We start from the raw sequence: 2850 nt of genomic DNA, 5'->3' as shown, positions 1-2850 counted from the left end.
CGGAAGCGAGAAAAAATGGTACTGCTGATCATCGTGAGCATCCTGGTCTAATGCGCAATTCTGGACATATAGGTTTCCTAGGACACGGATCGCCTGTTCGTTTTAGAAATATCCGTATAAGGGATTATTCTACAAAATGAAAAGAATTTGAATACACAAACAAACAGTAATGCGCATCGAATTTAATAGCGCTGCCCTATGTTTTTCAATTGTCCGCTTTTGTAAACCACGTTAAAACGGGAAGGGAACCGGAATCGCCAAAAGTTTGCTAATCGATGTTCTATTGAGCATGTGTGATTCGGCAGGAGAAGTGAGATGTAATGAAAGTTCTGCTGGGCATAAAAAGAATTCAACCGAAACTATTCAATAGATTTTGTGGAAAGCAGTTGAATTATTGAGTTTGAGTATATTAGCAATTAAAGCTACACCAAGATGGTTTTCCTGATGAGATAACCAATGAAGTATGGCGACAGATAGAAAGCTTTGGAGGTTATTCTTTTTCAAAAGATCATTCTGCAAGCTTTGCTGTTGAAAGTTATCAAAGCTTGTTTTTAAAGACATACTACCCAATCGAATTTATGGTAGCGATTATCAACAACTTCGGCGGCTTTTATTCAAGAGAATTGTATTTCCACGTGAAGAAAACTGGAGCCGTCATTCACCTGCCTTGTGTAAACGAAAGTCAATACCTCACTTCTATCACCGGTACTGATGTTTACATTGGATTTATTCATGTACAGGGTTTAGAGGAAGCGTTGACATTGCAAATGGTCGACGAACGTAACAGGCATGACAATTACCAACACTTGCAGGATTTTATTGATCAGATCAAGCCAGGCATTGAGCAACTAAACATTCTCATTCGTATTGGTGCTTTCCGCTTTACAGGTAAGAACAAAAAGGAACTGTTGTGGGAAGCCAACTTCCTGCAAAAGAAAAATGATAAGCATACTGTTGACAGCCTTCTCTTTAAAGAAGCTCCTGTATCGTTTCATTTGCCTGCTTTAAGTCAACAACCGTTCGATGATGCGATAGATGAAATTGAACTCGTTGGCTTTCCTATCTGCAATGTTTTTGAGCTTGTTGATGATGATCCTAACAATTATATGCCTGCAAATGAAATTGAAAATTATTTAGGTGAAGAAGTTATGGTGTTAGGTTATCTGATAACCTCTAAGCCTGTTCGTACTATTAAGAACGAAACTATGTTCTTCCATACATTTATTGATGCTGCAGGTGATTGGTTAGATACTGTTTTCTTTCCTCAAACTGCCCTTCGTTATCAACTAACAGGAAGAGGATTTTATAGTTTGAAAGGAAAAGTGATTGAAGAGTTTGGTATGTATACTGTTGATGTTAGCTATTGCAAGAAGGTTGGGATTAAGGACAGGGCGGGGAAAGCAAATGAGTTGTTGAAGGTCTAAACCTGTAAGGTTAGTAGTAAATTGAGTGCTTGATTAAGTTGAAAATGGACAAAGAGGTTATATCAGAAGCACAGTGTAAAGCGACCATGATGTAAACGAATACCATTCATAATGGGGAGCCGGGACAAACGCCTAATTCCTATCAACTTTCTACCTGGCTTTCCTAAGTTCTATTAACACTAATGGTAGTGCTTGCTTTCTTATTTGCACGTAATAACCACCAACCAGGCCACCAGAAATGTCCGCGTTTTTTGGAAATAGAGTCATGTTAAAAGTGAAATAGTTATTATAGGTAAAGCCGGCGGCCACATGTATAATAAACGCAAAAAATAATATTGTAAAGAGGCTACCGAAATAACCTATACTTAGAACCATAGCAATAGCAAAAAGGAGTTGTAAAAGAAGGTTTAGCAACAGTTTACTGAAGAAAGGTTTTTCAACAGGTGCCTTTCCGATAAGGCCGCCAATTGTCCAGGCAAAGCCTAAAAAAAGGGAGCAATAGTCAATGACTACCGGAGACAATCCTAATTTGTGCTCAATGATAAAGGGGCCTGTAAGATTGTATATCATCACCATAGAATAGGCAAGGCCGAGAATAACCAAACCAAGTATGAAACGAAGTGTTGTAATCACCTCATAATAAGTAGCTGCAATCCTTCTAACATTAAATGCTGCGGGTTTCGCTAACGTCTCACCAGTAAAAAGGGCTTCCAGTATACCTATTACACCTGCCATACCTGCCAGGAAATAAAAATTAGAATGCCATCCAAAAGCAGTTTGCAGATAACCACCAATAAAAGGCGCTACAATAGGGCCAACTGACCAGATAATTGTAAAAATGCTTAAATAGCTTTTTAGTTGTTCTCCCTTATATACAGCCACAAAATAAGCGCGCTTTGCCACGACAATTGTAGCAACAGTTAGCCCGTGAATGATCCGCATTAAATAAATAAGGTAGATATTATCTGCGTTGGCAATAGTAATACTTGCTATAGTAAACACAAATAGTGCTGTTAAACCCGGTTTGTAGCGCCCAAAGGTGTCTAAAAATGCACCAATAAAAAGCTGGGCAGTACCGTAACTAATCAGAAAGGCAGTTAAGGTTAGTTGAACCTGCAAACTGGTAATCTTTAACTCGCTACCCATACTAGGCATCGCTGGAATATAAATGTCTGTTGCAAAACCAGACATGGGCACTATTGCAAATGCAACGATAGTGGAGATTCGCTGCCTCCTTTCATTGGAAATGTTCTTCATAATTCCGCTCTAAACGGCAAAAGGAGTTGTAACGATACTAAGTCGTCAAAAGCTACATTAGAATTGAAACGAAGTGACCCGTCCTGAAAAAAGTTGTCTCTTTTAGGGTGTAAATCCTGCTATTGGTTGTCTAAGATAATACATCCTGAAATAGGTTTAGTTTTTGGTG

General features: G+C 38.7%; 2 protein-coding genes. One reads left to right on the top strand and one right to left on the bottom strand.

Features of this window, described 5'->3' with window-relative positions; translation table 11 throughout:
* Positions 1-578: 578 nt before the first annotated feature.
* Positions 579-1424, top strand: a complete 846-nt coding sequence (locus tag B154_RS0122635; RefSeq protein ID WP_018616646.1) for a helix-hairpin-helix domain-containing protein — start codon at positions 579-581, stop codon at positions 1422-1424.
* Positions 1425-1574: 150 nt separating this feature from the next.
* On the opposite strand, the gene B154_RS29550 is transcribed toward B154_RS0122635, so the two are convergent.
* A complete protein-coding gene (locus B154_RS29550) occupies positions 1575-2681 on the bottom strand; it encodes an MFS transporter (protein ID WP_033412461.1) in 1107 nt (368 codons plus the stop codon).
* Positions 2682-2850: the final 169 nt, after the last annotated feature.

The sequence above is a fragment of the Segetibacter koreensis DSM 18137 genome, from assembly GCF_000374045.1.
GTDB lineage: Bacteria > Bacteroidota > Bacteroidia > Chitinophagales > Chitinophagaceae > Segetibacter > Segetibacter koreensis.
This window is presented reverse-complemented; position numbering and strand designations above follow the sequence as displayed.

Excerpts from the sequence above, each read along its gene's own strand:
- B154_RS0122635 (WP_018616646.1), top strand. The coding sequence starts at position 579 with ATGGTAGCGATTATCAACAACTTCGGCGGCTTTTATTCAAGAGAATTG.
- B154_RS29550 (WP_033412461.1), bottom strand. The coding sequence starts at position 2,681 with ATGAAGAACATTTCCAATGAAAGGAGGCAGCGAATCTCCACTATCGTT.